The sequence below is a fragment of the Chloroflexota bacterium genome (genome assembly GCA_034717495.1).
Taxonomy (GTDB): Bacteria; Chloroflexota; Anaerolineae; order JAAEKA01; family JAAEKA01; genus JAYELL01.
Map to the genome: position 1 here is coordinate 8,533 of JAYELL010000040.1, position 26,223 is coordinate 34,755.

The window sequence follows — 26,223 nt, forward strand, 5'->3', positions numbered from 1 at the left end:
GTCGGACATCGCGCCCGCACTGCTGGCCTGGGCCGATCAGGGGCATCTGCGCTCGCTTCCCTGGCGGGTGGATCCCCGTGATCCCTACGTGGTCTGGGTCAGCGAGGTCATGCTGCAGCAGACGCAGGCTGGTACAGTGGGACCTTATCTGAAGCGCTGGCTGGCCCGTTTTCCTGGCATTGCAGCCCTGGCGGCGGCTGGTCAGACCGAGGTGCTCAAGGCCTGGGAAGGGCTTGGCTATTACAGCCGTGCTCGCAATCTGCACAAGGCTGCCCAAATCGTGGCCACGGAGCATGACGGCGTCTTACCGCAGGATCGGCGGGATTTGCTCGACCTTCCGGGCATCGGTCGCTATACGGCCGGCGCCATTCTCAGCATTGCATTTGGGCAACAGGAGCCCGCGCTGGATGGCAATGTCAAGCGGGTGTTGACCCGTCTCTACGACATCGAGGATGATCTACGCGCTTCTGCCACAGAGACTCATCTTTGGCACCTGGCGGGCGACCTGGTCGCCGCGGTGGAACCAGGTCAGGCCGGCCGGCTCAACGAGACGTTGATGGACTTGGGGGCAACGCTTTGTATCCCGCGAAACCCGCGTTGTCTTCTCTGCCCCCTGCGTGATCTCTGTCTCTCCAGCGAACGGGGAACGCAAGGGCAACGCCCCGTGAAGTCCCGGCGAGGTCCATTGCCCCATTTTGACGTAACGGCAGGTGTCTTGCGCAGGCCGAAGTACCCCGACCAGTTTTTGATTGCGCAACGTCCAGCCGATGGCATGCTCGGCGGAATGTGGGAGTTCCCGGGGGGCAAAAAAGATGAGGGCGAGAGCCTGGCCGGGTGTCTGCGCCGGGAGTTGTGCGAGGAACTGGGAATCGACGTGGCTGTTGGTCAGCACATCACCAGCATTCGCCACGCCTACACCCATTTTCAGATAACCCTTCACGCCTTCGAGTGCCAGTTGGTCGCGGGCGAACCCAGGGCAATCGACGTTGCCGATTGGCGTTGGGTGACCATGGCGGAACTGGCGGCCTTTCCCTTCCCTGTCACCGACCAGAAGATAATCGCTGCGCTGCAAGTATTGGACGGGGCCGTATTCTGACCACGGACCACCGACCGCGGACCGCCAGGTCGCCGCGTCCCCCTGTCACCGTGCTGTACCCACCGTGCTCTCCGAGGCGAGGCCATCTTCCGATTCGATCCGTTCGAACACTGCCTCGACGCGGTCTACCAGCCAATCGATCTCTTCCCGGGTGACGATCAGCGGCGGGGCGAAGCGGATGACCGTTTCATGGGTCTCTTTGCACAGAACACCCTCTTCCGCCAGTTCCTCGGCAAAGCGACGGGCGCCACGCGCTGCTTCTGAAACTTCGAGACCGACGAACAAGCCGCGCCCCCGGACCTCTTTGACGAAGGGACTCTCGATGCGGCGCAGGCGTGCTGCCAGATAGGTGCCTTGCTTAGCGGCATTTTCGATCATGCCCTCGTCGACCAGAACATTCAGGGCCTCGCGGGCTATCGCCATGCCCAGCGGGTTCCCGCCAAAGGTGCTTCCATGGTCACCTGGATTGAACAATCCCAATATCTCCCGGTCGGCAAGGATGGCCGAGACGGGGTAGGCACCACCAGAGAGCGCCTTTCCCAAAATCACAATATCGGGACGGACGCCGTCGTGGTCACAGCCAAGCATTTTGCCGGTGCGACCCAGGCCAACCTGGATCTCGTCGGCCACAAAGAGAATCGTCTCTCGTTCGCAGAGTGTCTTTGCGAATTTCAGGTAGCCTTCGGGCGGGATATTGATGCCGTTTTCCCCTTGAATCGGCTCCACCATGAAAGCCACCGTGTTGGGGCCAATGGCGTCAATCAGGGCATCGTGGTCTCCAAAAGGTACGAGCTTGAATCCGGGGGTAAGGGGGCCAAAGTGTTTGCGGTACCTGGGCTCACTCGAGAAGCTAATGACCGTGGTTGTTCTTCCGTGGAAATTACCCTCACATACAATGATCTCTGCCTGGCCATCGGGCACGCCCTTAACCTCATATCCCCATTTTCGGGCGGTTTTCACGGCAGCTTCAACCGCTTCCGCGCCCGAGTTAAGTGGAAGCACCATGTCGTAACCAAACAACTCGCAGATCTCTTCGCTGAAGGGGCCAAGTTGATCGCTTCTGAAAGCCCGCGAGGTCAAGGTGACTTTCTGCGCTTGCCGGATCAGCGCTTCGGTAATTCGAGGGTGACAGTGACCCTGGCTGACCGCCGAGTAGGCACTCAGGCAATCCAGGTAACGTTTGCCGTTAACGTCGAACATCCAGACACCTTCGGCCCGGTCGATAACGACGTCCAGGGGATGGTAGATATTGGCGACATGCTTGTTCTCGAGATTAATGTACTTTTCAGCGCTCATCGAAGGCTCCTGTTGAACTGGATTTGCGGAAAAAAAAGACCCGGTGTTGGCACCCGGGCTGCGATACATCGAGGCAGCGAATGATCCAGGGCGCCATCGGCCTGCTTTCTGCTGTTGCGAACAGATTGTAACTCAGAAGCGAGTTGGTAGAATATGGGTGATCTAACGGCTCGCGACGAATTGACTACTGTATTTTACCATAGATGGAATCGGTTTCGAAATCTGCTACGGTGCATTTGGCAGCGCAAGCGTCTGTGGTATACTGTCGCAGCTATGCCCGACAGAACTGTGATTCGCTATCGGTCCGCAGGTGGCGTTGTGATCGATGATCATGGGCGCGTATTGTTGATAGAGCGCCACATCGATGATCGCCACGAAGTCCGCCTGCCAAAGGGGCACGTCGACCCCGGTGAGACGGTAGAGGGGGCTGCCCTTCGAGAGGTTTGTGAGGAAACTGGCTATTGCGATCTGGAGCTTGTGGCTGATCTGGGTTGGCGCATGGTAGCGTTCGATTTGAATGCAGCGCACGTTATCCGAGAGGAACATTTTTTCCTGATGGCCCTTGCCAGCCAGCGTTGGCAAACGCCCGAATTCGCTGACGACAAAGAGGCGCTTTTCTCCAATCGCTGGTCACCCGATGTTAATGCCGCAGAAGCGGCTTTAACATTCGAGGCTGAAAAGGATGCTGTTCGTCGAGCAAAAACGGCTTATGAAAAAGACTTCGACACTTAATCTCATACTTCTTGCCTTGCTTGTAGCTATCCTGTGGCTTGCAGGCGCCTGTTACGCGCCCACTGTCCCTGCCCCCGCGGTCGATGCAACCGGCATCGCAGGAAAGACCGACAAGCCGATGCCGCCGGCGGAAGAGACGCCGATTGTCTCCCAGCCGGTCAAGATGAAAAAACCAAACCCTGAGCTGGCATTGCCCCAATCACTCCCCACCGACGCGCTTCCCGGTCCCTTGCCGGAAGGGGTAGAATCGCAGGCGCCGCCAGCCTTGAGCGGGGCAGACCTGCTGTTTTTCAACGGTCGCCTGGGCACCTGGTCTCCGGGAGAGGAACAGGTTCATCCGGTCGAATGGCCTTCTGTTGCGATTCTGTGCCCCTGGCTCGCGCCTGATGGGCACACCCTCTATTTCTCCGATGGGGAGGGCGCAAAGGTTGTCGACCTATCCAATCCGCAACCTCCCCAACTCATAATCGCGCATCAGACCGAAGATGAGAATCCGGCTCGCCATCGCCGCTTTTGCGTGGTGGACCGGACTCCTGATGGGGAGCGCCTGCTTTTCCAGGGCCTCGATCGATGGTGGTACCTGCTCGGTATCATGGATCAAGAGCGGGGCGTGGGCGCTCTGGTGGAATCTCCCTTCGGTCCGCCGGGTGAACCCTGGCACTGTCCCGGCGATGGGGTCTGGGGCGATAATAGCACGGTTGTCCTTTCCGGCTACTCGACGGGTCGTTGCCGGCAGAATCCTGGCCTGTTCACTGTGCAGTGGGGCGAAGCGCTGGTGCCAACAGTGGTGCTAAGCGGGACATTGCCTGCCCTTGGCGATGAACCGGTGAAAAAAGCGGGTGCCTGGCAACTGGTACGCAGCCCGGACGACGGGAAGGTTGCCTTTTGGTTTGACGAGGATTGGGCTCGCCAGGATGGCGCTTTCCTGACCCAGTCCCTGAATGTCATCGACAGTGACGGTAACAACGTGCAACAACTTGTCGAGTCTGTGCCCGGACGAAACGGACCTGTCGCGTGGGCAGAAGACAGCCAAAGCCTGTATTATCTAAGCTCTGAGCCGTTCGATACCCTGGACCCGCATCGCTGGCAGCTACATCGTTGGGACCTGGGTAAAAAAGAGGATGCGATTGTATGGGAATTCGAGGCGCGGCACGCCATTCTGTCTGGTCCGGTCCAGGGTAATCAACTGCTGGTGTCGACTCTCGCCGATGACATTGGTTCCAATGTCTATGCCTTTGATCTGACCAACGGTGATATCTGGGCTGGGCCCGCCAACGCCATGATTCTGAGCTGGCTGGGCTGAGCGGCTCCGCACATTTTGCCGAAATCCCATTCCTGCGGTATACTGACGTGTCGTTGGGACGGAAACGGACGACGTTTTTCGTTTTGAACAAAAAAACATAGGAAGGTTACGGTAGGACAAAACTCATGGTCAGAATTCGACTGCGCCGGGTGGGCGCCAAGAAACAGCCAAGCTATCGTGTCGTCGTGGCCAATTCGGAATCGCCGCGCGATGGTCGCTTCATTGAAAACATCGGTTTCTTCAATCCTCGAACAGAGCCTGAGACGGTGGAGCTCAAGGAAGATCGAGCCCTATACTGGTTAAGCGTCGGGGCTCAGCCCAGTGATGCTGTGCGCCGGCTCCTGGTTAACGCCGGTGTGATGGAACAACACGAAGCAGCAAAAACCGCGAACAAAGCTGCCGCTGAAGCATAGGATTGAATGCCGTGAAGGAACTTATCGAGTACATTGCAGAACATCTGGTAGACGCCCCCGCCAGTGTCAAGGTTCGGGAGCGGCGTACAAGCCGCGGGGTGCAACTGGAACTCCAGGTCGCGCGCCGGGATATGGGCAGGGTCATCGGAAAAGAAGGCCGGGTGGCCAACGCCATGCGTACGGTGTTGCGTGTCCCGGCAATGCGCCAGGGCCAGAACGTCTCCCTCGATATCGATTGATTGTCGCGGGCCCGCGATTTGACTGGAACGGGAGTATTGCCTTCGGGCCTCCCGTTTTTTGCGTTAAGGGTAATATGGACAGCAGGAGTCGTGACGTTTGGAAAGCGTAAGAGAACAATCATCGGAAATCGCCGATGGCTATGTTGCTATTGGGCGCATCGGTGGCTGCCACGGCGTTCGGGGCGATGTTAAGGTCACACTTCATACGGACCACCCCGATCGGTTCCTGAACATGGATCACCTGTTTCTGGGGCCAGAGGCCAGGCCCATCCGGGTGCTGGCAAGTAGACCCCATCAGAACAAGATGCTGCTGAAGTTGGAGGGTTATGAGGATCGGACAACGGCGGAAGAGTTGCGTGGCCTCTGGATCCAGATTCCTCTGGAGGAGGTAGCTCCTCTGGCCGAGGGTGAGCATTACATCTTTCAACTAGAGGGTCTTCGTGTAGCCACAACGGGCGGGGCGGAGTTAGGCGAAGTGCGCGACGTTCTTTTCACGGGCGCCAACCAGGTGCTTATCGTCCGCGGGGAAGGACGCGAGATATTGATTCCCTTTATTCAAGACGTTGTCCTCGAGGTCGATGTGGACGGGGGAAGGATTGTAGTCGAGCCGGTCGCCGGCCTTCTTGACTGATTCCTGGCAGGAAAAGGGCCCTCAAACGGGTCCTGAGTCCCTTGGGAAGAGCGGGGGTGGACCGTTTTCACACCGCTTGACAAAACGCGACGGATAATGTATGCTGCCTGACACCGACAGGCGGGTGGTCTCACCGGTACTACTGTATCGGCGATAAGACACGCCGTCGCACAACAGACTACGGTAGGGGAGGGGAACCGTGGAAGAACTGGCCTATTGGATCGGATTCAACAGAGTAATGGGCATTGGCGCTGTTCGACTCAAAGCTCTGTTAGATCACTTTGATGATGATGTTGAGGCCGCCTGGTTCGCCGGCGCTACCGATCTGTTGGAAGCGGGACTCGATCGCCGCTCCGTCAGTAATCTTTTACTGGCGAGACAGCAGATGGACCTGCAGGCCCAGATTGATCAGCTCAAACAATCTGGTGTGACTGCCCTCACGTGGCAATGTGAGGAGTACCCAATCAATCTGCGGAATATCGAGCAGCCGCCACCGGTGTTGTATATCAAGGGTGAGCTGATCCCGGAGGATGATTGGGCAGTTGCCGTTGTCGGTACCCGGCGAGCGAGCGTCTACGGGAAAGAGGTAGCGCGTCGCCTGGCAAGCGATCTTGTCCGCAATGGCATCACGGTAGTCAGCGGTCTCGCCACCGGCATCGACTCGATGGCTCACAGGGCAGCTGTGGATGTAGGTGGGCGCACTCTGGCCGTTCTGGGTTCGGGCGTCGATGTGATCTACCCGGCCAACAATCGGCAGCTGGCCACTGCGATCCAGGAGCAGGGAGCATTGATCTCCGAGTTTCCGTTGGGTACGCATCCGGAGCGACGTAATTTCCCGCCGCGAAACCGCATCATTAGTGGGTTGTCCCTGGGTACGGTGGTCGTGGAGGCGGGTGTCCGGAGCGGCGCACTTATTACGGTGAAATCTGCCCTCGACCAGGGCCGGGACGTGTTCGCTGTTCCGGGCAGTATTTTGCAGAAGAGTTGCGAAGGTTCAAACCGTTTATTGCGAGATGGCGCCCGACCGGTGCTTTCGGTGGAAGATATCCTTGAGGAATTGCATCTGGCCAAGGTAACGCAGCAGGCAGAGGTGCGGGCCGCGGTCCCGACTACATTTATCGAGAGCACCCTGTTGGGACATCTCTCCGGTGAACCGACCTATGTTGATGAGCTGAGCCGGCTGACAGATTTGCCGGCAGCCACCATTGCGAGTACGCTGACTGTGTTGGAATTGAAGGGATTGGTCAGACAAGTCGGCGGCATGAGCTATATCCAGGTACGCGATTTTTGATTGTTTGATAGCGTCGAATACTCACAGTAAAGAGACTTATGACTGAAGCATATTGCACAAAATGTAGAACGAAACGAGAAATGTTGAATCCTCAGCCGGTCTGGTTGAGCAACGGACGCGGCGCGAGCCAGGGCACTTGCACTGTGTGTGGCACGCGCATGACGCGCTTCGGTGAGACGCCTGCCCATGCCGGGCTGCCAAAACCGGAGATCCAGCCGAAACCGCGCAAAAAGAAAGTGCAACAGGATGGTCCTGCCCCTGAGGATATCTCAGCGCCTCTTGCCAGTGAGATGCAGGCCTACTGCGTGAAATGCAAGGAGTCGCGGACCATGCAGGATGGCCAGGCCGTCTTCATGGCTAACGGTCGACCAGCGGCAAGGGGGACATGCCCTGTATGTGGAACTGGCCTGTTCAAGATTGGTGCAACGCCGGAACATGACGCCTTGCCCAAACCTGTGGTACGGTCAAAGAAACGGCGTGGAAAAAAGGGCTCCAGCAGTACCCCGGTCAAAAAGCGATCGGGAAAGCTGGTGATCGTCGAATCGCCGGCCAAGGCCCGGACTGTCGGACGGTTCCTTGGCAAGGGTTACACGGTGCGGGCCTCCGTCGGACATGTGCGCGATCTGCTGCGCTCAAAGCTCTCGGTGGACATCGAAAACGACTTCGAGCCAACCTACCGGGTCCCCAACGACAAGCGTAAGACGGTAAAGGCTCTATCCCAAGAGGTGGAAAAGGCACGAGAGGTATATCTGGCAACCGATCCGGACCGCGAGGGAGAAGCGATTGCCTGGCACCTGGTCGAAGCAACCGGCGTCAAACCTGAGCAGAGCCGGCGGGTTGTTTTTCATGAGATTACCAGCGACGCAATAGCTGAGGCGTTTGCCCACCCGAGCGAACTGAACATGGATTTGATCAACGCTCAGCAGGCCCGACGGGTGTTGGATCGCCTGGTGGGTTACCAGATCAGCCCACTGCTATGGGATCGGGTTCGCGGACGAACTTCGGCGGGTCGCGTGCAGTCCGTGGCGCTGCGACTGGTTGTCGAGCGGGAACGCGAGATCCAGGCATTTGTGCCGGTCGAGTATTGGGATGTACGCGCGCTGTTGGCACAGCAGGAGACTCGCCAGGAGGATCCGCGGCCCAGCTTTGAATCCAAGTTGCACCGGGTGCGCGGAAAAGAGGTCGATCTCAAGAACGAGGATGATACACAGGCCATCGTTCGTGACCTGGAGGATGCTCATTACCTGGTCACTTCGGTTCGTGAGGGAGAGCGAAGGCGCAGACCGTCAGCCCCTTTCACCACGAGTACGTTGCAGCAGGAGGCTTCTCGTAAGTTGGGATTCGGTGCGCGGCGGACCATGCGGGTTGCCCAGCAGCTTTACGAGGGGATCAACCTGGGCGCCGATGGCCAGGTTGGTTTGATCACCTACATGCGAACTGATAGTGTGAATGTGTCGAAACAGGCTCAAAACGAAGCCAGAAGCTTTGTCGCTGAGAGCTATGGCCCCGAGTTCTTGCCTCCCAAGCCGCCTGTGTACAAGACCCGTGCCAAGAGCGCCCAGGAGGCCCACGAAGCCATCAGACCAACCTCGGTCATGCGAACGCCGGAGAGCGTTAGCCATGTCCTGGATCGCAGTCAGAGCCGGCTTTACCGGTTGATCTGGAGGCGATTTGTCGCCAGCCAGATGGCTGCAGCTGTCTTCGACACCCTGACCGTGGATATCGCTGCTCTGCCTCGCCGCAGTTATGCGACGGTTGGGTCTGGTGAGGCTGTTCGACTGGCCGAGACTCTCAAAAAACCGGAGTATCATTTCCGCAGCAAGGGTTCCCGCGTGCGTTTTGCGGGTTATATGAGCGTGTACCAGGAGGGCAGGGATGAAAACGGCGGGCGAAATAACAACGGCAACAACGGCAAGGACAAGTGGTTGCCTGCGTTAACTGCAGGTGAACTGCTAGACCTGCTGCAGTTGCTGCCCAAGCAACACTTCACTCAACCGCCACCACGTTACTCGGAAGCCTCGTTGGTCAGGGCACTGGAAGAAAATGGCATCGGCAGGCCAAGCACCTATGCACCAACCATCACGACGATTCAAACACGGGGCTATGTGGAGCTTGAGGAACGGCGCCTGGTGCCAACGGAGCTCGGCTTCATCGTTATCGACGCGCTGGTGAAACATTTCCCGGACATCTTTGAGGTGGGCTTCACGGCGCGGATGGAAGAAGCGCTCGACGACGTTGCCGAAAACAAGCGCGACTGGGTCGAGGTGCTTCGGGAGTTCTATGAACCTTTTTCGGAAATGCTCTCTGAAGCGGAACAGTCGATGGAGCGGACCCAGGTGCAGGACGAACCCATCGGCGAAGCTTGCCCCGAGTGTGGCCATGATCTGGTCCTGCGCTATGGCCGTTACGGCAAGTTCATCGCCTGTTCACATTATCCCGAGTGCCGCTACACTCGTCCCTTCGTCATAAAAACCGGGGTGGCCTGCCCCAAGTGTCGCGAGGGAGAATTGGTCCAGCGCAGGAGCCGCAAGGGGCGCACGTTCTATGGCTGCAACCGCTACCCCGAGTGTGATTTCCTGGTGTGGCAGAAACCGCTGGAGACGCCCTGCCCCGATTGTGGCGGTCTTCTTACGCAAGGAGGGCGGGAAAGGGCCAAATGTACCAACTGCAGCCATTGGTTTGACGTCAAAAAACTGACGCCGGAGGCAGAGCCGGCCTAGTGACCCAAAACGGACCTGAGCTTCTCAGGCCTGGAGATGATACCGAATGGAAGACGGGCTGGAGCGTTTCATCACACACCTCATCGCAGAACGCAACGTCTCGCCCTATACGTTACGGAACTACCGAACGGAGATTCGTCAGTTCATAGCGTTCGCCAAGGACCAGGATGTGACCTCGTGGCAGCAGGTCGATAAGGCGCTGGTCCGCCGATGGCTGGCAGAACTTCGGGCGGCCGGGTATGTTCCTGCCAGTATGGCTCGCCGACTTTCCGAGGTGCGTTCCTGTTGTACGTTCCTGGTCCGTGAAGGTGACCTGGAACATAATCCCCTTTCAGGAATGGCATCGCCGAAACAGTCCCGGCGCCAGCCACGCGTGCTGAGTTACGACGAAGTCCTGGCGCTAATGCGGGGGCCGGACCAAAATCGGCCTCAGGGACAGCGCGACAAAGCGATCCTGGAGGTGCTATACGGCAGCGGCATTCGCCTTGGTGAGCTGGAGGGCCTGGATATCTGCGACGTCAATCTCAGTCGTCGCGAATTGAAGGTGCTCGGCAAGGGCAACAAGGAACGGATAGCCCTGTTCGGCCAGGATGCTGAAACGGCATTGCGGCTCTATCTCTCCCAGGGTCGCTCTCAACTCAGCAACGACAAAACGGACGGTGCCGTGTTCCTGAACCGGTTTGGGAATCGGCTTGGAAGAGTCAGTATCACCCGGATGCTCGATCGTTACGCCAAACAAGTTGGGATCGAGCGGAAGGTAACCCCTCACGCCTTGCGCCATTCCTTCGCCACCCACCTGGTTGACGAAGGAGTCGATATCCGTCTTATTCAAGAGCTGTTGGGTCATGAAAGCCCATCAACTACACAACGCTATACTCACGTCAGCCAGGCACGACTTCACGAGGTGGTCCGCCAGGCCCATCCCCGCGGCAACCTGGAAAACGGCGGCGGTCAATCATCATTGTAAACATCGTTCTCTGACGCCAAAGGAAGGAGCTTGTCCATGGGAGACAACAACCGCACTCTGCTCTATGTTGCATTAGCTTTTCTTGTTGGGTTGCTTGTAGGGTGGTTCGTACTGGGGTGGTGGTTAGCACCCGTCGAATACACCAATGCCTATTTGCAGGACGTTAGGTCCGAGCAGCAAAAGATCTACCTCACGGCCAGCGCTGAGGCTTATGACCTTACGCGGGACCGGAACGCGCTGACCGCGCGGTTGCAAACATTAGGCGACCAGGAATACGTTGCCCAACTGGCAGCTGAGGTTGCCCAATCCGCGGAGGATGCCGGTGATCTGGTAGGCGCCGACCGCATGAAGTCGATGGCCGCCGACGTGGGACTGGACCTGTCGGCGTACCAGGTTTCCGGTGGTGCCGACCCGGGAGAAGTCCCAACCCCTGTGGAGGACGCCCCTCCCTCGAAGCCGCCTGGAGACGATGCCTCCGACAACCTGTGGGCGATCTGTCGTGCTGGTCTGGGCTTAGGGATCATTCTGGCGGGGATTGCTTTGGCCCTGTGGTTGCTAACGCGCCATCGGTCCGGCGACGACGAGGAAGATGAGGATTCCGTGCCAGAACCTGTGATCGAGCCACTGGAATCGCAAGATGAGGAAGTTTATGTAGAGGCTAGCGCGCCACCGGACGTGATCGTCGATGCGGTAGCTGTCCAGGATTTCATTGCGACCTTCCGCCTGGGCGACCTGTCCTACGATGAAAGCTTCGACATCGATGATTCCCACGGCAGCGGTTATCTGGGTGAATGTGGCATGACCATGTCGGAACTGGTAAACGGAGATCCCAACCGGGTTACGGCACTGGAAGTGTGGCTCTTCGACAAGAGCGACATTCGAACGGTAACCAAGGTGCTGATGAGCGACTTTGCTTACGGCAATCCAGCGCTGCGTGAAAAACTCTCCTCCCGTGGTGAGGCCGTACTGTTGCAGCCGGGAATGGGTTTCGTTCTGGATGCCCAGACCCTGCGGCTCGAGGGCACGGTGATGGATCTGGAGTACGACGAGAGCGAGGCACCGGCTCGGAGTACGATTCGTCAGCTGATCGTGAATCTGCGGGTGCACCAGCAGCAAGCCTGACGGTGCGTTGAGGTGCCAGATTTTTTCGAGTGCTAACTCCGGTTGTCCGCGACAGCCGGAGTTTTGTCATACACCACTCGCGCTTTCCCCGCGTCCGCCAGTATGTTTGCAGGAGTAACGTATGAACCCTGGCGGGGTGAAGTTGACAATTGATAATCGGCAATTAGCTAGACTCTGGTAGCAGGGTCGAAGAGTTTGCTGTACTCCTGAATGGCATACCGGTCGGTCATGCCGGCGATATAGTCGCAGATCAGGCGATGGGGTGAGTCTGCTTCGGTTTCGATCTTTTTCTGGGTGTCCGGAGGCAACTGGGAGGGATCCCCGCAATAGATGTCAAAAAGAGCTCGCAGGATTCGCTGTGCCTTGCCTGCCATGCGGTTGACCCGCCAATGATGGTAGAAATTCACCATCAGGAAATCCTTCAACTCGCGGTTATAGGCTTCCATTTCGGGAGAGAAGCCGGCCAGGTTTTCGCCGAGCGCCCGGATGTCACCCACCGATCGGAAGTCGCCAGCGTCTAGTCGCATGGCCGTTGTGGTGACCGTGTCGGTGACTTCGGCGCCAATGAGCTTGCGTATTGCCCGTGCCCGCACCAGAGAGTCAAGAGGCGCGTCAATTGGCACCGGGTGGCCAGGGGACACGGACAGGGTCTCTCGAATCTTGCACCAGATTCCCAGTTGGGCAACGTCGTTCGGATCGAGGATACCACTTCGCAGGCCATCATCCAGATCGGCCGCGTTGTAGGCGATTTCATCGGCCAGGTTCGCGACCTGGCATTCCAATGTTCCCGCTTTTTCGGGCTCGTATCCGGTGGCATCGGTTTCGTCGAAGTCGGTATCGTGTTTGATCAAGCCCTCACGCACCTCGTAGGTCAGGTTGAGGCCAGGGAAACCGGGATAGCGGTTCTCGAGCTTTTCCACAATGCGCATCGTCTGTCGCTGGTGGTTGAAGCCGCCATGTCCCGCCATGAGCTCATTTAGCTCCCCCTCGCCGGTATGCCCGAAGGGGGGGTGGCCCAGGTCATGAGCAAGGGAGATCGCTTCGGTGAGATCTTCGTTGATCCGCAACGCCCGCGCCAGGGTACGTCCAATCTGGGCGACTTCCACAGAATGGGTCAATCGGTTGCGATAGTGGTCACCTTCGTGATAGACAAAGACCTGGGTCTTATATTCCAGGCGCCTGAATGCGGCGGTATGGATGATACGATCCCGGTCCTTCTGGTAGCTGGAGCGATAGAGGTGTTCTTCATCCGGGTAGATGCGCCCTCGGGTTTCCCCGCTTTTCATGGCAAAGGGAGCCAGGACCTCATACTCCCGCTGTTCAAATAATTCGCGCGTCAGGATCATGGTAGAACTCCCTTCGGCAATGTCTCATGGGAAAAGCCCGGTTTCACGCGGCAGGTTTATTCAGCCTTTGGGGCATCCATGGAAGCCAGTTCCAGCAAGGCCCCAATCTGTTCCTGCAAAGTCGCGTATTGGCCAAGGTCGATAATCTGTAAGTCGTCCGGACCAAGGCCGGTTTGCTGCACTACGTTCCAGATGGTGTTGTTCAATGTGTCTTCAGGAATCCCTTCACTGTATGCAAGCTGGCTTCTGATGGGATCCTGGTTTCCCGCCATGCGGATACTGTAGCTGACCAGGCCAAGCTTGCCGTCTTCCTGAAGTTTCGTGTAGATCCGATGTTCCACGGGTTCGTCCATCTCAGAGGTCGGACGAAGAAAATAAAGTTTCCACAACCTGTCATTCCTGGTCAGACCTAACAGGTTGTCTTCGAGTAAATCGGCCAGTACTCCGCCCAGGGGCGTCCTGGCAGGTTGCTCCATTGTAGCCATACCAAGTCAACCTCATGCCAATCAATTGGGTCGAGTTTAGCACCAGGTAGACTCCCTGTCAAGTCGATTTTGACAATCCAGCGTCTCAATGGCAGACTTGAATTGCACTGCTGGAAAACGTTTGATTGAAACATTCGTGTCTGTTGAATCGTCGCAGATAAATTTTCCAAGGACAATCAAGATCATGACATCCCGGACCATTGTGGAGACTATTGCAAGCGAACTCGCGATCAAAGCCGTTCAGACAGCGGGCGCGGTCGATCTCTTGAATTCAGGCAACACCATTCCGTTCATTGCCCGTTACCGGAAAGAGGCCACTGGCGGATTGGACGAAGTTGCTCTGCGGCGCATTGAGACCCGTCTTACCTACCTGAACAATCTAAGCGGGCGCAAGAAGACCGTGCTGTCGTCGATCGATGGGCAGGGTGAGTTGACGCCCGAACTGCGTTCTCGCATCGAGGCTGCGGCGACGATGCAGGAGGTGGAGGACCTCTATCTTCCCTATCGTCCGAAGCGCCGCACGCGGGCAAGTGTTGCCCGGCAGCGGGGCCTGGAACCTCTGGCTGATCAACTCATGGATCTGGGGCAGGAGGCACCGGAGGCACTCGCCAAATCCTTTCTGACCGACGACGTGCCCACGCCGGAGGATGCTCTGGCGGGTGCCCGGGACATCGTGGCCGAGAGGGTTAGCGATGATGCCGGCGTGCGCCAACTGGTCCGGGAGATGACATTGGAGGAAGGGCTCCTGACCTGCCGGCTCAAAAAACAGGCTGCGGATCCAGATGGCAAGTACCAGGTTTACCACGATTTTTCAGCCGCCCTGGACAAGATATCTCCCCACCAGATGTTGGCTATCAACCGGGGCGACAAGGAAGGCGTGCTGCGGGTCAAGGTGGACGTATCGGAGGATCTCATCGTTGGACAGGTGGAGGATCGATACCTGCGGGATCAACGGTCGCCGCAGGCATCTCAGATTCGCGTTGCCGTCGAGGATAGCTATCAACGGCTGGTGGCGCCGGCCGTCGAGCGGGAGATCCGCGTCGGATTGACAGATTCTTCAGACGAACACGCCATACATGTCTTCGCAACCAACCTGATAGCATTGTTGCTTCAGCCTCCCTTTCGGGAAAAGGTTGTGATGGGGATCGATCCTGGTTACCGGACTGGCTGCAAGGTTGCTGTGGTAGACGCCACCGGCAAATACCTGGCCAGTTCCACCATCTTTCCTCATAAGCCCCAACAGGAATGGCAACGCAGTATTACACAGCTCCAGGCCATGGTAGAGCGCTTCCGGGTGAGCGTGGTTGCCATCGGGAACGGCACGGCCAGCCGGGAGAGCGAACGGCTGGTTGCGGAATTGATTGCAGCTAGACAGGAAGGGCTTTCCGGAGTGGGCCCCGGTGCTGCCGCTGACCTGGCCTACGTGATCGTCAATGAAGCCGGGGCGAGCGTCTATTCCGCCTCAGGATTGGCTCGCCAGGAGCTTCCTGGCCTGGATGTTTCAATGCGCGGCGCTGTCAGCATTGCGAGACGTTTGCAGGATCCGCTGGCCGAGCTGGTGAAGATCGATCCTGGCAGCATCGGTGTGGGCCTCTACCAACACGATGTGGACCAGAAGAAATTGCAGACCACGTTGGATGCGGTGGTTGAGGATGCCGTCAACGCGGTGGGGGTTGATGCCAACATGGCGTCACCTGCCCTGCTGCAGCACGTGGCAGGGCTTGGCCCCAAATTGTCACGAAATATCGTTGCCCACCGGGATGACCACGGTCCCTTTGGGCGTCGAAAGGAGCTGCTGGAAGTCAAGGGATTGGGTCCCAAGGCCTACGAGCAAGCAGCGGGTTTCCTGCGTGTGCCTGAGAGTAAAAACCCGCTCGATCGAACGGCGATCCATCCTGAAAGCTATCACGTGGTGGGGGACCTGCTGGAACTGGCGGGCTTGAATCTGCGAATGGCCGATTTTGCCTCGCGCCTGCAGCGTTTTCAATCAGAGAACGACATTGCCGAGTTGGCGTCCCTGTTGGATGTTGGTGTGCCAACGCTTCAGGATATTTTTGGCGCGCTGATTCGACCCGGTCGGGATCCGCGTGACGCCCTGCCGGCGCCGATTCTGCGGCGAGACGTGCTGGGCATGGAAGATCTGAAAGAGGGAATGGTGTTGACCGGTACCGTGCGCAACGTGGTGGATTTCGGCGCATTCGTCGATATCGGCGTCAAACAAGACGGTTTGGTCCACGTGAGCCAGATGGCCGAACGTTACGTTCGAAATCCCCATGAGATTGTCAGTGTCGGCGACGTGGTCAAGGTCAAGGTGCTCAAATTGGATCACGAACGGGGGCGTATCGGCCTCAGCATGCGCCTCTAAGCTTTTCGGCGACCTGGTCCCATTTGCCCTCGATGCCTCTCTTTGGTTCGGGGGGGCAGTCAGTTTGACACCCATCAGTAACCCAACCTGCGGCCCCGTTGTTGCATCCAGAGCGACGGCAGCAGGAACAACACGCCGCTCAGCAGCAGCACGGTCGCGTCCAACCAGGGGTTGAGCAGACCTACTCCCAGCACAGCGTGGTTCATCAGGTCCTGGGCGTAGGTCAGGGGCGACAGATAGGCCACTGCCCGCGCCGCTGGGGCCATTTCGTTCAATCCAATGAAAATACCGCTGATGAACAGCAACCCCCAGCGCAACAGCGTGCTCGGCATCTGCACGGCACCTGGGTTGCGGGTGGGGATGGAGCCAAAGATCACCCCCAGTGCCGAGAAAGAGAATGCCGCCAGCAGTACAGCGACTGCCAGCAGCCAGAGCTGAGCGACGCTCGCCCCAAAGACTACCACACCAACGATCAGGGCAAAGGCCGACGTGCCGATGGCAAAGAACGCTCCCACCGCCGTCTTGCTCAGCAACAGTGTCAGCAGCGACATCGGCGCGGCCAGCAGCCGGTCGTAGGTGCCCAGGCGCCGTTCCAGGGGGATGATGAACGGCCCGGCGGCAGCAGCGGTGAAAAAGACCGTCATAGCCAGCAGCCGGGCGACACCCTGGTTGGCGGCCATCTCCCGCTTAACTGAGAAGGAGAAGAACATGAAGAAGGGCATCAGAAAGCCGAACATGATCATTCCTGGCTGGAGATAGTAGACTTTCATGTCCTTGGCCGTCACGGTCCAGGCCTGTGTTACCTCGTCACGCAGTCGTTGCAGCCATCCGTCTTTCATCGTCCACCGCCCGTTTCACTTTTCATTCCCCGCCGCCGGGGCTTGCCTTCCTTCGCCTCGTGACGCACCGTGCCCACCTGTTGCCCGGTGATCTCAAGGAAAACGTCCTCCAGGCTGGGGCCGAGGGTGCTCAGACTGACCACCCGCAGTTCGCGCGAGTTAGCGTAGTCCATCACCTCTGGCAGGAGCGTCGACGGGTCCTTGGTGTACAGCCGCCATTTATCTCCCATCTTGACCGCTGTGGTCACCGCCGGCAAGGCGCCCAGCGCTTGACCGTGCGCCTGCCCGTCGGGATCCAACGCCACCTCCACCGACTGCACCCGCCGGAAGGCCGCCTTGAGGCGTTCCGGGGTGTCAATGGCCGCGATCTGGCCATGGTCGATGATAGCCACCCGGTCGCAGAGCTGGTTGGCCTCCTCGATCTGGTGCGTGGTCAGAAAGATCGTCGTTCCCTCGGTATTCAACTGGCGGATCAGGTCGCGGATGGCACGGGCGCTCTGGGCGTCCAGGCCCGGCGTCGGCTCGTCCAGGAAGAGCAGCGCCGGTTTGTGGATGATGGCCATGGCGATGCTCAACCGGCGGCGCATCCCTTTGGAAAAGTTCTCTGCCTTTACATCCCGCTTTTCCCACAGGCCGAAGGTCTCCAGTAGTTCCCGCGCTCGCGCCGTCCGGTCAGCATGGCCCACACGATAAAGCTTGGCGGTGAACATCAGGTTGTCCCAGGCAGTCAGTTCGGTGTAAACGTTAGACTCCTCCGGCACCAGGCCCATCTGCCGCTTGACGGGGTAGGCATCGTGGGCAAGGTCGTGGCCGTGGATGGTGATGCGACCTTCAGTGGGCTCCAGCAGGGTGGTCAGCATCCGCTGGGTGGTCGTCTTGCCTGCCCCGTTGGGCCCCAGGAAGCCAAAGACCTCACCCTGGCGCGCCTCAAAGTTGATGTGGTCCACGGCCAGAACGCCTGATTCCGGCCGGCCGTAGTACTTGGTCAGGTTGTTCACTTCGATGGCATTGTTCATCTGTTGCTTTCCCCCACTCTCTCAAGAAAGCTACCTTCAGGGCCGATTGATAGAGCCTGTACTGAGCCCGTCGAAGGGTCCGACCGGGCCATTGCCAGTCGAAAGTGCTCTGTCCCCAGGAAAAGCTGTCGCTTCTCTTCTGGCTCGTTCAGGATAGGCGATCCGCCCATCTGGGTGCGGTGGCAGCGGATAGCCGCCAGTTTCTGCTCCCAGACAGGAGCCACGTCCACGGTGAGGGTAACCTGCTCATCGGGCACGTCATGCAGGTGAGACAGCCCCAGAGCTCTGGCCACCGAGCGAGGCACGGCCAGGTGGTAGAGGGCTGCCGGGGCGTCCGGCCCCAAGGTGGCCGCCTGCTGAAAGGCCAGAGATGTCCAGCGGCTCACGGCCACGTGGTCGGGATGCCCCGACAGGCCGTCGGGCGGCCAGGTGAGGAGCACCTGGGGCCGCAATTCCTGGATGGCTGCCGATATCCGCGCCACGGCCTCTTCTTCGTCCACGTCGGTCAGCGTGCCGTCAAGGTAGTCCAGAAAGCGTGGAGGCTCGATGCCCAAGGCGGCACAAGCGCTGCGCAACTCGCGTTCGCGCACATCGGCCAGCTCGCCGGCGCGGCACAAGGGTGGATCGCCACGAGAGCCGGCTTCACCCCGTGTAGCCGTGAGTAGTTGCACACGAACACCACGCCGGGCCAGCAAGGCCAACGTGCCACCACAGCGGAATGACTCATCGTCGGGGTGGGCAGTGATGGTCAGTAATCTGCTATCGGTCATGGCTCCTCCTTGGGCAGGACCGGTGGGTGCTGGACCCACTGTGTTCACCAGCGTGGAGGCTACGTAGGCGGTGGCCCCGCAGAGAGTGCCGCGCCAAAGCCGCTGAGCAATAGTACTCCGATCCCCAGAGCGATGTTGAGAAACAGCAGCCCGATCTTGAGCTTTTCCTGGGCCGGGCTTTGGGGTCCGCTCCGGTGGCCGAGCACCAGGCTGCGGATCAACGTCACCGCGACCATCACCAACACCAGGATATGTTTGAGGCTCAACACCGTCGAGAAGGTGTTGCCGAAACTGAACAGTCCCTGGAAGGCCGGCGAGCGGTTGGACAGGAGTAGGCCGGTCAGTATCAGCCCCACGATACTCACATAGACCAGCACACTCAGCCTCTTCTGGATGGCATCCATGAGTTCTTTGGTTTGTGGCCCCATCCCCAACACCTTTTTGACCGACGGCAGGACCGCGATTCCCAGGGTGATCAGGCCGCCGATCCAGACAGCGGTGAACAGGTCGTGCAGGAATGTTACGATGGCGAATACAGTCTGTTTTGGCACGTTGGCTTTTTCTCCGTTTCCCAAATGGCAAGATGCCATCTTGCGCTATAGCCGTCAGGACATAGTCCCAGCGGCTCCTGGACCGGCCATAAGGAGTCAAGACCGGGTCTGACAGAAACCTCGCAGTAAATGAAAAAAGGCAGCCGCTTGGCCGCCTCTTTTTATTATGTGGTGCCCCCAAGGGGATTCGAACCCCTGTCGCAGGCTTGAAAGGCCTGAGTCCTAGTCCTCTAGACGATGGGGGCATGGCCACCTTGTGGTTGACCAGGACAGCCGCCATTCTAACACCGTTGCCTGAGAGCGTCAAGTTTAACCCTCGTCAATCTGCGAAATATGTCAATATGCCAGGATGCGGAATGATGACATTCCGACATTCTGACTAGCTGACAAGTGGAAGCAACAACAACGGAATCTCCATCTCGGCGCGGGTCAGGCCACCGTGATGGCCGCGGTATGGCTGGTCGAATCTGCCCTCTTCGTACCACCAAACGTTTCCATTGTCGCGGGGCAGGATCACCAGGTTACCGACGCGGGAGAGGAAAGCATCGGATACTGGCAGTGGCCCGAAGTATCCCCGCTGGATCAACGTCGATGTCTGGACGATATCGGCAGTGTCTTGAAGGTCCTCCTGCAGGAGCGCCTGGGCACCGGCCAGAGCAGCGTCGTTGACATAGAGAAACATATCCCGACAGGAACCGCCAGGGATGAGCAGATGTCCTTGCGAATTGACCCGCAACATGGGCTCCAGCTTGTGGAACTGGGGTAGCTGATGCAGATAGACGGTCTCCTCCGGATCGACCGTGACCTGGCCGTGGTCGGCCGTCAGCAGCACCAGAGTGTCGCTGGGGAGTCGACCAGCGTCGCGCCGGAACCAGCGCTCCAACTCGGAAAAACAGCTCTCGATCTCGGCCTGGGCCTGTGGCGAGTCAGGGCCGTATTCGTGCATGATGCCATCGATCATACCGAAGTAAAGGGCTGCCAGCGAAGCGCCTTGCTGTCGATCCAACAGTTCGGTCAGGTTCACCAGCGCCTCGGCCAGGGTCTTGTAGGGCATGATATCGGCCCCGCGGCTGATCAAATCCGAATAGGTGGACCGGGCGAAGGGAGCTGGCTGAAGGATGGTTGTGGTAACCCCGTATCCTGCCAACTGCTGGCCCAACGCTTCGCCGGTTGGCAGGATATCGGGGCCAGTGATCCCGGCCGTGCGCAACGTCTCTGGCTGGTGGTCGCCTGCGAACGAAAAGGGCAGGGGCCAGATCATGGTGTCCAGCTTGGGTTCATAGTAGCCCCACTCGAACACGCCATGTTGGCCCACAGGTAGGCCCGTGTAGAAGGTGGTAACGTGGGCTGCCGTCGTGGAGGGAAACTGGGAGGTCAGCCGGGTTGCGCTGCCCTGATCGGCGAAACGGCGCAGGAAGGGCAGATTGGACCGGTGTTGCTCGAAAAAACGCCATCCGAAAGCGTCGACGAACAGAACGATGACATTCTGGTACCGTTGCGGAAAGGGGGCAAAACCGTCGGGATGCAGATCGCTGGTTTCCTCTTCGACGAGCACAGCTTTGATGAACTGGGGGATCTGGCTGAAGCAGCCACCCTGGTAGTCGGGCGCAATGAATTCGTCGTGATCGAACAGGGTGTCTGGCATTGGATTCTTACTCCTGTGAGCGGGCTGTCGGCAAACGAACGATAGGTTCGGCTAGCAGCCGAAGGTTCCCTCATGCAAACTAACCGTGGGCCCGGCGACCGGCCGAACGTTGCCTACTGCAAACGGACCGTAGGTCCGGCTACCAGCCCGACATGGCTTCGTTGCGCCCGACAGTATAACACATGTGCCGCGGAATCCGCATAGGTGGGAGCTCGTTGGATCACATAGATTTTTGTCACGCTGGTAGCGTGACCTACAGTTTGGTCATTTTTTGTTGTCACAGGGTAACCGGCGCTGACGCGAAAAACCCATGCCGTGGAGGGCATGGGCTGTGATAGGTGGTGGCCCATACGGGACTCGAACCCGTGTCTCAGCCTTGAGAGGGCTGCATCCTAGGCCGCTAGACGAATGGGCCACGCCAAGGATCATTTTATGTACGAGGTTCGATTTGTCAAGTTGCCGCGGTGGTCATCGATCGTTGGCGAGCCACTGATTCAGGGTGGTATAGGTTCTGGAGTTACCATTGATGCCGTCGCGCAACTCACCGAGCGTGCCGGCATGCTCGGCGTAGGCGTTGTGACGGTGGATACTCTCAAAGTTCTCCTGGCGAGCCATAACGAAATCGTCGTCTGGCAGATAAGCATAGGACTCCAGGGTCAGCCGAAGCATTTCGCGGACGACATCCTCGACGAAGCGAGGGTTGCGGTGGGCCTTGTTGACCACGAAGAATTCATCGGTCCGCTTCAGCAATTCGTATATCTCGGAACTCATGGACTGCTCGACGATGTGCACCAGATCAAAGGCATGGATTTCCTGCCTGGTACCGATCATCAAGGTACCACGCCCTCGCTGGTTATGGGTCGCCAACGGGATCAAGTCGAGGATTCGATCGGCCTCAGCCGGGCCCATGCCTTGCTCTTCCTGCAGAACCTGTTTTGAGTAACTGCGGACCATATCCTGGGCGCAGGGGCAGGCGGTCAGCCCATCGGCTTCTACGCCCACCAGCCGGCGCGTGCCCTGGCGGTCAGCCTCGGCCATGCCGATCAACGTGTAGATCGACTGGGTCCGTTTGCCCGACACAGGTGCCTGTTTTCGCATAGCAAACTTGGCGCGCACGTGCACCTCGGCTCGCAGCGCCTGCTGACTGCTTAGTACCTCTATAGCCAGTTTCTCCGCGAAGGTCTCGATGTCGGGCGCCTTGCGGACAATCATGCCCTCGATCACATTCTCCAGCTGGTCGCTGAAGCGGGACATATGGACTCCCGCCTGGGCTGGCGCCAGGTCCACAAAAAGATCCACGGTGGCATAAAAGAGGTTGTCGCCACCTTTTTCCGTAAGACGGATAATGCGTTCCAGGTTGGTAACACCGACCCGGCTGAGGCCAATTTCCACATGGGGAACACCGTTTTGAACATCGTGGTCGAGGGGCAGTTCCAAACAGCGGGTCGCCGGGAGAACGCCCTCAGTTTCGACAAGATTGAGGTGTTGGCTGGCAGTGAGACCGGTAGCCGGGTGCAGAACATCCGGAGCGATCTCTGACAGCGGCACCAGCACGAAAGCCCGTTCGTTCATCTTTGGATGGGGAATCGTCAGGGCCGGGGTGTCGAGGATCAGGTCGTCGTAGAGCAGGATGTCGATGTCAATCAATCTTGGGCCATAGCGGAAGGAAGAAAGGCGCCCCATGCGCTGTTCAACCTGTTTGATGAACTGAAGCAGTTTTTCGGGTGACAGCTCGGTGACTCCCTGGACCACAATGTTGATGAAATCGGGTTGTTTCGTATAGCCAACCGGCTTTGTCTCGTAGCATGAGGAGATTGCCTCGATGTCGATCTGGCTGCGAAGCATCTGTACCGCTTGTGCCAGGTTGTTTTGGCGATCGCCCAGATTGGAGCCCAGGCCCAGGAGGAGGGAATGCATGGTGAAAGCCTTTCTCGCTTGGTATTGACTTGCTCTTGAGCGATTATACCTGAGCGAGGGGCGTTTGAGAAGAGGGATGAAACGAATGCCGATGGCCGGCGCATGGGGGATGGTGAGAGGGATGGAATAAGGCGGGACGGGATGGGCCGATGGAGGGTGATTGCCAGGGGGATTGCCGGTTCGTTGCAGGTCGGCTATAATCTGGCAGCATGAGTGATAAGATGGACGATCCTGCAAACTCCACGGTTGACTTCGAACTTATCGAGCCGCTGAACGAGCGCGAGCTGGACATCCTGGCGCTGTTTGCCGGGCACCGCACCAATCAGGAGATCGCCGACGCCCTGTTCCTCAGCCTGAACACCGTGAAATGGTATGCCCGCCAGATATGCGGCAAGTTGGCGGTGGCCAACCCGACGTGGGCTTTCGTTTCTATCAGGCCGACAGCACGCCCGAGGAACAATTGGGCCAATTTCTGCGACGGAAACATATGTTGTTGGTGTTGGATAACTTCGAGCATCTGATCGGTGAGGCAACCCTGCACTTCGTGACCGACTTGCTGGCGACCGCGCCCGATGTCACGGTGCTGGTGACCTCACGCGTGCGATTGAACATCCAGGGCGAGCAGCTCTTTCCGTTGCACGTCCTCGATGTACCCCAGTCAGTCACACAAGGGGAAACGAAAGTCATCGCAACCGACATCACCACTGCGGCGGAAGCGTTGAGCGCGCAGCAACGGGCGGAGGCGGAAGAGAGAGGTCGGGTGCGGGATCTGTGGGAGGTTGCAGCGAAGCTGGCCGGGGATTTGGCTGAGCAAGGATAACTAGAACGATCACATCTTTGTCACCCCGGGCACGCGCGTCCTCGATGCAGCATTCGTGGACGATCCCGCTTCCGATCATCCGGCAGTGACGGCGACGATTGGGGGATAAGGGTTGTCAGCAAATCTTGATAGAATGAGACGCCAGACGCTTGTAACGCAAAGCGTCTGGCGTCGTCGGGATTGCCACACTGAGCAGCCGATGGCTGCTAGCGAACGGTTGACTGGGCGACGTGTACATCGAAGGGCAACCAACCGAAGGTCGGATCGTGTGTTCAGATGGTTCGAACTCCTGGGCCAGCTCCCGTGGCATGCATCCTGCTCGGGCCAACGCCATGATCTGTTCACGAAATTCTGGCGGGTATGGTGGTCGCGTTCTCGGCATCATGGACTCCTTTCACCGCTTGATTATCTCACAAGCGTTCAGATGTCCACAAAACCAGGTCAACTCCACGACCATCACGCCTATTCTCACGTTTGCAGGAACAAATTTGCATTATCCGCCTTCTCTGCTGTAGGCAATATCCTTGAAGATGAAGGATATTAACCGGCTATTGAGCAGCGCAGTTAAGTATTTTTCGCTTTTCGTATTGGAGATACGAGCGCAGCGAGCGTCTCGCCTATCGGCTGAGTTAGCCAGATTTTTTGGGGAGTGACGTGGACTTGTTCAACTGCCTACACTACGAAATTACTCCCCTGATAATCTTTCAGCGGTTACCTTACTTTATAGTTGGCCCCTTTGTCAAGACCACGGATCGACGAATCTAAGGTGATAGACATAACGTTCTGGTCGTCGTAGTAGAGTCTGTTGAAATGTGGAAAACCCGGAGTGTCTGCCACGGAGGCGCCGGGCGTCCATATTTCAATGGCCCAGTGCTGCTGATCAGGCATAGTGGACCTCAGCCGGCGTACATACAATAGTCCAGACGTTAGCTAGCTCTCGCGTCGCTGACCTCTCGGTCCGCCTACCTCTCGGATCGGTTGCTACCGTGCTGGCGTGGCGTGCTACCTCACGGTACGCCGCCCGAAAGGGCCGCCTCGCCAATAGGCGTGCTTTGCATCGGCGTGCTGGCGTGACGTCACACACCGCTTGCTGCCTCCCGGCACGCCTAGCTCACGCACCGCTTGCTGCCTCTCGGCACGCCTACCTCTCGGATCGGTTGCTACCGTGCTGGCGTAGCGTGCTGGCGTAGCGTGGTGTAGTCGCTCATCGTTGTAGAACTGGAAGTAGTTGCGCAAACCGACTTCGAGCTCAGGAACCGAGGAGTAGTCCATGAGATAGATGTTTTCATACTTGACGGTGCGCCAGAGGCGTTCGACGAAGATATTGTCCAATGCTCGGCCTCGGCCATCCATGCTTACCTGAACGCCGGCGGCCTGGACCGTATCGGTGAATGCCTGGGCTGTGAATTGAGCGCCTTAACCGGAATCCAGGATATCCGCCCTGCCTTGCTCCAGTGCTTGGTGCAGAGCGACCAAACAGACGGGGCCAATTTATACCCTTCAGCGACTGGTTATGCGGCCTCACAGTCTCAAGAAACAACGAGTCAGTTGACCAAAATTAGGTTTGCAGAACCGTATCTAGAAAACCGAGTTGTATCTTCACCACATGTTCTACCTTTCGCATGTCGGCATGTGTCAACCTGCCCGCTCGGTTGATTAAACGCTGTTTGCTCACTGTAGTCAGCTGGTCTGCCATTGCCTTGCTATGCCTATCCTTGAGCGTCACAACTGCCTCGCTGGGATAGACGTGACCTACCCGAGTTGTCAGGGGCACAACCTGTACACGGTTAAGGTGTTTGTTTGCTGCATCATTGCTGATGATGACCGCTGGACGCTTTTTCCTAATCTCACCGCCAACCGACGGGTCAAAGTTCACCCACCATACCTCACCGCGTTTCATCGCTCACGTCTCCAACAGTGGCTTCCGCCCATTCCAATGCTTCCGCTTCGCGTTCTTCATCCTGAGCCATTTGCCTGTAGGCGGCTTCTAACTCTTGATAAAGCACATATGGGCGTACCAAGTCTTCGATGAAGCGACTAATGCGACGGCGTCCTATGACTGCATACAGTCCATCATAGACCTGCTCATCAATGGTAATGGTCAGTTTCTTTTGCATTATGCACCTCCCTGCAAGTGTATACGTACATCACACGTATAATATAATGCCAAGCAGGGAAAAGATCAAGCGGCGTAGGGAAGTATTGGCTGTGGAGCAGGCCGCCGAACGCCACCGTTCACCGGCCCGCGGCTCCGGTGCAACGGATTATTATCCCGCCTTCTCGTCACAGCATGCATCAGTTTGTGGCACGAGATCCGAATACTGTTGGTTGAATGCGGACAAAACCAATTCCCGAATGTCGTCGGGAACGCGTTGGCGCTGCCAGTCATGTTCTTTGGCAACGGCATCAACGTCGTTTTCCCCGGATGCCGAGGTTACGGTTTTGAGCGCATAAGCCGCTGCATTGATTGCATGATCAGCCATGTGGGTGGTTGCGACGGCATGCCCGGCAGCCGTCAGTTGGATCAAACGCTACATTCAGTTTCAACAATGCCAGAACCGGGATGAGCTGTCATAAGCGCCGCGTGACGACTTCGAAGGCTTCCTCAATCATCTCGCCAATGACCTCAACCTTAGCGCTTCCTCGATCAATCAGGCGC

At 58.1% G+C, this 26,223-nt stretch carries 24 protein-coding genes, 2 tRNA genes and 3 pseudogenes; 13 read left to right on the forward strand and 16 right to left on the reverse strand.

Annotation, left to right across the window (positions count from 1 at the left end; all coding sequences use genetic code 11):
* A partial coding sequence (mutY, locus tag U9R25_08245) for an A/G-specific adenine glycosylase (GenBank protein MEA3335889.1) occupies positions 1–1,096 on the forward strand: 1,096 nt, incomplete at its 5' end.
* A gap of 45 nt (positions 1,097–1,141) precedes the next feature.
* On the opposite strand, the gene rocD is transcribed toward mutY, so the two are convergent.
* A complete protein-coding gene (gene rocD, locus U9R25_08250; GenBank protein MEA3335890.1) occupies positions 1,142–2,392 on the reverse strand; it encodes an ornithine--oxo-acid transaminase in 1,251 nt (416 codons plus the stop codon).
* A gap of 273 nt (positions 2,393–2,665) precedes the next feature.
* Between rocD and U9R25_08255 the strand changes: the two genes are divergently transcribed.
* From U9R25_08255 to U9R25_08295, 9 genes are all read left to right on the forward strand, one after another.
* Positions 2,666–3,124 (forward strand): NUDIX domain-containing protein, encoded by a 459-nt coding sequence (locus U9R25_08255; protein MEA3335891.1) that lies wholly within the window; start codon positions 2,666–2,668, stop codon positions 3,122–3,124.
* Positions 3,102–4,427: a hypothetical protein gene (locus U9R25_08260; GenBank protein MEA3335892.1), complete on the forward strand. Its 1,326-nt coding sequence runs from the start codon at positions 3,102–3,104 to the stop codon at positions 4,425–4,427. Before U9R25_08255 ends, U9R25_08260 begins: the two co-directional genes overlap by 23 nt.
* A gap of 125 nt (positions 4,428–4,552) precedes the next feature.
* Positions 4,553–4,840, forward strand: a complete 288-nt coding sequence (gene rpsP / locus U9R25_08265) for a 30S ribosomal protein S16 (protein MEA3335893.1) — start codon at positions 4,553–4,555, stop codon at positions 4,838–4,840.
* 11 nt (positions 4,841–4,851) lie between these two features.
* Positions 4,852–5,079 (forward strand): KH domain-containing protein, encoded by a 228-nt coding sequence (locus U9R25_08270; protein ID MEA3335894.1) that lies wholly within the window; start codon positions 4,852–4,854, stop codon positions 5,077–5,079.
* 97 nt (positions 5,080–5,176) lie between these two features.
* The gene (gene rimM, locus U9R25_08275; GenBank protein MEA3335895.1) at positions 5,177–5,710 is read left to right on the forward strand and encodes a ribosome maturation factor RimM; all 534 of its coding nucleotides are present in this window, start codon (positions 5,177–5,179) and stop codon (positions 5,708–5,710) included.
* 199 nt (positions 5,711–5,909) lie between these two features.
* Positions 5,910–7,001 (forward strand): DNA-processing protein DprA, encoded by a 1,092-nt coding sequence (dprA, locus tag U9R25_08280; protein MEA3335896.1) that lies wholly within the window; start codon positions 5,910–5,912, stop codon positions 6,999–7,001.
* A gap of 38 nt (positions 7,002–7,039) precedes the next feature.
* Positions 7,040–9,721, forward strand: a complete 2,682-nt coding sequence (gene topA / locus U9R25_08285; protein MEA3335897.1) for a type I DNA topoisomerase — start codon at positions 7,040–7,042, stop codon at positions 9,719–9,721.
* A gap of 46 nt (positions 9,722–9,767) precedes the next feature.
* A complete protein-coding gene (locus tag U9R25_08290; GenBank protein MEA3335898.1) occupies positions 9,768–10,688 on the forward strand; it encodes a tyrosine recombinase XerC in 921 nt (306 codons plus the stop codon).
* A 36-nt stretch (positions 10,689–10,724) separates the two neighbouring features.
* Positions 10,725–11,810, forward strand: coding sequence for a hypothetical protein (locus U9R25_08295; GenBank protein MEA3335899.1), 1,086 nt, complete (start codon positions 10,725–10,727; stop codon positions 11,808–11,810).
* A 167-nt stretch (positions 11,811–11,977) separates the two neighbouring features.
* Here U9R25_08295 and U9R25_08300 read toward each other — a convergent pair whose 3' ends face one another.
* Entirely contained in the window at positions 11,978–13,156 is a 1,179-nt protein-coding gene (locus U9R25_08300) for a deoxyguanosinetriphosphate triphosphohydrolase (GenBank protein ID MEA3335900.1), read from the reverse strand.
* A gap of 56 nt (positions 13,157–13,212) precedes the next feature.
* Positions 13,213–13,641 (reverse strand): hypothetical protein, encoded by a 429-nt coding sequence (locus U9R25_08305; protein MEA3335901.1) that lies wholly within the window; start codon positions 13,639–13,641, stop codon positions 13,213–13,215.
* A 184-nt stretch (positions 13,642–13,825) separates the two neighbouring features.
* Between U9R25_08305 and U9R25_08310 the strand changes: the two genes are divergently transcribed.
* The gene (locus U9R25_08310; GenBank protein MEA3335902.1) at positions 13,826–16,006 is read left to right on the forward strand and encodes a Tex family protein; all 2,181 of its coding nucleotides are present in this window, start codon (positions 13,826–13,828) and stop codon (positions 16,004–16,006) included.
* Between the two features lie 74 nt (positions 16,007–16,080).
* Here U9R25_08310 and U9R25_08315 read toward each other — a convergent pair whose 3' ends face one another.
* The 8 genes from U9R25_08315 to mptA form a co-directional block, all read right to left on the reverse strand.
* Complete coding sequence (locus U9R25_08315; GenBank protein MEA3335903.1) at positions 16,081–16,845, reverse strand: ABC transporter permease; 765 nt, start codon at positions 16,843–16,845, stop codon at positions 16,081–16,083.
* Positions 16,842–17,861 carry an ATP-binding cassette domain-containing protein gene (locus tag U9R25_08320; protein MEA3335904.1) on the reverse strand — a complete coding sequence of 340 codons (1,020 nt, stop codon included), beginning with the start codon at positions 17,859–17,861 and terminating at the stop codon, positions 16,842–16,844. The genes U9R25_08315 and U9R25_08320 overlap by 4 nt, the downstream gene beginning before the upstream one ends.
* Positions 17,858–18,631 (reverse strand): PIG-L deacetylase family protein, encoded by a 774-nt coding sequence (locus U9R25_08325; protein ID MEA3335905.1) that lies wholly within the window; start codon positions 18,629–18,631, stop codon positions 17,858–17,860. The genes U9R25_08320 and U9R25_08325 overlap by 4 nt, the downstream gene beginning before the upstream one ends.
* Before the next feature lie 59 nt (positions 18,632–18,690).
* Positions 18,691–19,182, reverse strand: coding sequence for a hypothetical protein (locus U9R25_08330; protein MEA3335906.1), 492 nt, complete (start codon positions 19,180–19,182; stop codon positions 18,691–18,693).
* Between the two features lie 169 nt (positions 19,183–19,351).
* Positions 19,352–19,427 (reverse strand) — tRNA-Glu (locus U9R25_08335).
* Positions 19,428–19,561: 134 nt separating this feature from the next.
* Positions 19,562–20,827 carry an alkaline phosphatase family protein gene (locus tag U9R25_08340; GenBank protein ID MEA3335907.1) on the reverse strand — a complete coding sequence of 422 codons (1,266 nt, stop codon included), beginning with the start codon at positions 20,825–20,827 and terminating at the stop codon, positions 19,562–19,564.
* 339 nt (positions 20,828–21,166) lie between these two features.
* Positions 21,167–21,242: transfer RNA gene (locus U9R25_08345), tRNA-Glu, on the reverse strand.
* A gap of 53 nt (positions 21,243–21,295) precedes the next feature.
* Positions 21,296–22,744 carry a GTP cyclohydrolase MptA gene (gene mptA, locus U9R25_08350; protein MEA3335908.1) on the reverse strand — a complete coding sequence of 483 codons (1,449 nt, stop codon included), beginning with the start codon at positions 22,742–22,744 and terminating at the stop codon, positions 21,296–21,298.
* Between the two features lie 221 nt (positions 22,745–22,965).
* Between mptA and U9R25_08355 the strand changes: the two are divergent.
* Both U9R25_08355 and U9R25_08360 read left to right on the forward strand, forming a co-directional pair.
* Positions 22,966–23,100 (forward strand): annotated as a pseudogene (locus U9R25_08355) (DNA-binding response regulator).
* Between the two features lie 29 nt (positions 23,101–23,129).
* Positions 23,130–23,564, forward strand: a complete 435-nt coding sequence (locus U9R25_08360) for a hypothetical protein (protein MEA3335909.1) — start codon at positions 23,130–23,132, stop codon at positions 23,562–23,564.
* A 262-nt stretch (positions 23,565–23,826) separates the two neighbouring features.
* On the opposite strand, the pseudogene U9R25_08365 reads toward U9R25_08360, so the two are convergent.
* The 5 genes and pseudogenes from U9R25_08365 to U9R25_08385 all read right to left on the reverse strand — a co-directional run bounded on the left by U9R25_08365 (position 23,827) and on the right by U9R25_08385 (position 26,092).
* A pseudogene (locus tag U9R25_08365) lies at positions 23,827–23,946 on the reverse strand (IS3 family transposase).
* Between the two features lie 620 nt (positions 23,947–24,566).
* Positions 24,567–25,043 (reverse strand): annotated as a pseudogene (locus U9R25_08370) (integrase core domain-containing protein).
* Positions 25,044–25,122: 79 nt separating this feature from the next.
* Positions 25,123–25,464 (reverse strand): type II toxin-antitoxin system PemK/MazF family toxin, encoded by a 342-nt coding sequence (locus U9R25_08375; GenBank protein MEA3335910.1) that lies wholly within the window; start codon positions 25,462–25,464, stop codon positions 25,123–25,125.
* On the reverse strand, positions 25,451–25,681 hold the full coding sequence (locus U9R25_08380) for an addiction module antitoxin (GenBank protein MEA3335911.1): 231 nt from the start codon (positions 25,679–25,681) through the stop codon (positions 25,451–25,453). The genes U9R25_08375 and U9R25_08380 overlap by 14 nt, the downstream gene beginning before the upstream one ends.
* A gap of 150 nt (positions 25,682–25,831) precedes the next feature.
* On the reverse strand, positions 25,832–26,092 hold the full coding sequence (locus U9R25_08385) for a hypothetical protein (GenBank protein ID MEA3335912.1): 261 nt from the start codon (positions 26,090–26,092) through the stop codon (positions 25,832–25,834).
* Positions 26,093–26,223 lie beyond the last annotated feature (131 nt).

What these genes read in the sequence shown, in the direction of transcription:
- U9R25_08310 (MEA3335902.1), top strand. Translation starts at nt 13,826, where the DNA reads ATGACATCCCGGACCATTGTGGAGACTATTGCAAGCGAACTCGCGATC.
- U9R25_08260 (MEA3335892.1), top strand. Translation starts at nt 3,102, where the DNA reads ATGAAAAAGACTTCGACACTTAATCTCATACTTCTTGCCTTGCTTGTA.
- U9R25_08340 (MEA3335907.1), bottom strand. Translation starts at nt 20,827, where the DNA reads ATGCCAGACACCCTGTTCGATCACGACGAATTCATTGCGCCCGACTAC.
- rpsP (MEA3335893.1), top strand. Translation starts at nt 4,553, where the DNA reads ATGGTCAGAATTCGACTGCGCCGGGTGGGCGCCAAGAAACAGCCAAGC.
- U9R25_08305 (MEA3335901.1), bottom strand. Translation starts at nt 13,641, where the DNA reads ATGGCTACAATGGAGCAACCTGCCAGGACGCCCCTGGGCGGAGTACTG.
- U9R25_08255 (MEA3335891.1), top strand. Translation starts at nt 2,666, where the DNA reads ATGCCCGACAGAACTGTGATTCGCTATCGGTCCGCAGGTGGCGTTGTG.
- U9R25_08315 (MEA3335903.1), bottom strand. Translation starts at nt 16,845, where the DNA reads ATGAAAGACGGATGGCTGCAACGACTGCGTGACGAGGTAACACAGGCC.
- U9R25_08290 (MEA3335898.1), top strand. Translation starts at nt 9,768, where the DNA reads ATGGAAGACGGGCTGGAGCGTTTCATCACACACCTCATCGCAGAACGC.
- mptA (MEA3335908.1), bottom strand. Translation starts at nt 22,744, where the DNA reads ATGCATTCCCTCCTCCTGGGCCTGGGCTCCAATCTGGGCGATCGCCAA.
- U9R25_08325 (MEA3335905.1), bottom strand. Translation starts at nt 18,631, where the DNA reads ATGACCGATAGCAGATTACTGACCATCACTGCCCACCCCGACGATGAG.
- U9R25_08360 (MEA3335909.1), top strand. Translation starts at nt 23,130, where the DNA reads ATGCGGCAAGTTGGCGGTGGCCAACCCGACGTGGGCTTTCGTTTCTAT.
- U9R25_08300 (MEA3335900.1), bottom strand. Translation starts at nt 13,156, where the DNA reads ATGATCCTGACGCGCGAATTATTTGAACAGCGGGAGTATGAGGTCCTG.
- topA (MEA3335897.1), top strand. Translation starts at nt 7,040, where the DNA reads ATGACTGAAGCATATTGCACAAAATGTAGAACGAAACGAGAAATGTTG.
- U9R25_08380 (MEA3335911.1), bottom strand. Translation starts at nt 25,681, where the DNA reads ATGCAAAAGAAACTGACCATTACCATTGATGAGCAGGTCTATGATGGA.
- U9R25_08320 (MEA3335904.1), bottom strand. Translation starts at nt 17,861, where the DNA reads ATGAACAATGCCATCGAAGTGAACAACCTGACCAAGTACTACGGCCGG.
- rocD (MEA3335890.1), bottom strand. Translation starts at nt 2,392, where the DNA reads ATGAGCGCTGAAAAGTACATTAATCTCGAGAACAAGCATGTCGCCAAT.
- U9R25_08375 (MEA3335910.1), bottom strand. Translation starts at nt 25,464, where the DNA reads ATGAAACGCGGTGAGGTATGGTGGGTGAACTTTGACCCGTCGGTTGGC.
- U9R25_08295 (MEA3335899.1), top strand. Translation starts at nt 10,725, where the DNA reads ATGGGAGACAACAACCGCACTCTGCTCTATGTTGCATTAGCTTTTCTT.